The organism is Thalassotalea fusca, from assembly GCF_053485835.1.
Window position 1 is genome coordinate 1 of record NZ_JBQRUN010000038.1, and the last position, 1706, is coordinate 1706.

The 1706-nt window shown below is 39.8% G+C and carries 2 protein-coding genes; both read right to left on the bottom strand.

Features of this window, described 5'->3' with window-relative positions:
* Positions 1-782: 782 nt before the first annotated feature.
* The gene (locus ACSLUK_RS19860) at positions 783-1037 is read right to left on the bottom strand and encodes a MafI family immunity protein (RefSeq protein ID WP_448550537.1); all 255 of its coding nucleotides are present in this window, start codon (positions 1035-1037) and stop codon (positions 783-785) included.
* A 16-nt stretch (positions 1038-1053) separates the two neighbouring features.
* The coding region (locus ACSLUK_RS19865) for an RHS repeat-associated core domain-containing protein (protein WP_448550538.1) at positions 1054-1706 on the bottom strand (653 nt) is incomplete at its 5' end.

The window sequence follows — 1706 nt, forward strand, 5'->3', positions numbered from 1 at the left end:
TATCTGGCGCAGTAATATCTGTTACATTGCCATGACTGTCATAAACATAACTGTATATTCCTCTTGGAATACTCATGCTTGCCAACTGATTAGTACCAGCAGTGTAGTTAAACAACAATTGCTGCCCATCGGGCCGCGTGATGGTGGTTAGCTTACGGTCTCGGTCATAATCATAAGTCGTAGATGGATTGGAAACATCTGCTACATCTGGCGGGGTATAGCTTGTTTCATGGCCAACACCGTTGTAATTAAAATAATGTGTCGGTTGACCAGGTGGTGTGAGAGATACGAGATTGCCATTATTGATAATTGTGGGTGGCCTATTTAGCCATTTGTTGATAATTGTGGGTGGCCTATTTAGCCATTTGTTGATAATTGTGGGTGGCCTATTTAGCCATTTGTTGATAATTGTGGGTGGCCTATTTAGCCCTGTGGGTGGCCTATTTAGCCCTAACTATGGGTGGCCTAATTAATACTCGATTTTGGCATTGTCTCTCCTTGACTTAAAAATTCCATTTCAACAAGTCTAGCCAAGGTTCAAAAATGCGCAAATAACTATGGGTGGCCTAGTTAATTCACTCTTGTTCCGCGTAGTCATTACGTTTGATGGTCGCTTTTTTACCAATTAAATTAGTAGACATTATTTCTGTACCTTTTTAATTATTACGGGAATGTTTCCCGTCGCGGTACTTACCCCTACTTCTACAGCAATTTCTGCTGCCTCCTGTGGAGAACATCCGTTAGCTTTCATTTCATGAAACTGCGTAAAATCTAATAAGTCATTACTGAAAATTTTCTTTCAAAAAGCTCCATGATTTTTCATCTAACTCCATCATTTCTGCTAATAATTGAGCAGACTTAAGATTATCAGCTGTTAGTATTGAATCATTCTCATAGAGCTGGTCACATATCAATTCAAAAGCAACCCCATACTCACTATGGTTAATAAAGTCTTTAGCATTTTCGACGTCCGACTCAGTTAATCCGTTAGATACATCTTTTAAAAATGCTACAAGCTTATTCTCAAGTTCTTTCATTTAATTTACCTAAAGTCTATTTAAGTGGAAAAGCAGTAATAATGCCTTCTCCAGCAGGTTCTATAACAACTTTGATTTTTGTTCCATTGCGCATGCCTTCAACAGTAAAGCGAGCGGGCTTCCCTGATTTAGTAAACAAACTTCCAGCTTTACCCGTTTGTTGTACCCACTTCAAACTAGGATCTGTAGCGATATCTGAAACAGCGTGCATTATCTTATCGCTAGACCAAGTGGCAGGAAATTTAGTTTTGCCGTTGAATAGACGAGAAAAGCCAAACTTATGACCACCGCCTGTAGCATCTCCCGTCAATATATGCTTAGTTCTTTGAGAGCTTGCTAAGTTAACTCTATTAGCAGTACCTAACCCTGTAACCCCTGGTATGAAGAAACTTAATACATCTCCACCTAAAGCAGCAACATTATCGCCAAAGTTATCACAATCTCCAAAGATATTTTCATTCGCTATTTTAAAAAGGTCGTAAAGAATAAGCCCTGCATCGAATATCGTGTCCGCCGCAAGACCACTTGGATCAATGAAGTTTATAGGATCATTAAATACATACCCATAAAGATTACTATCACCAGCTGAAAAGCGAATTGGATCTTTACTGGTCCAACGGCCTGGCTCTGCACTGTAATCCCTAGCGCCAAAGCGGGTCAGTTGCGTAG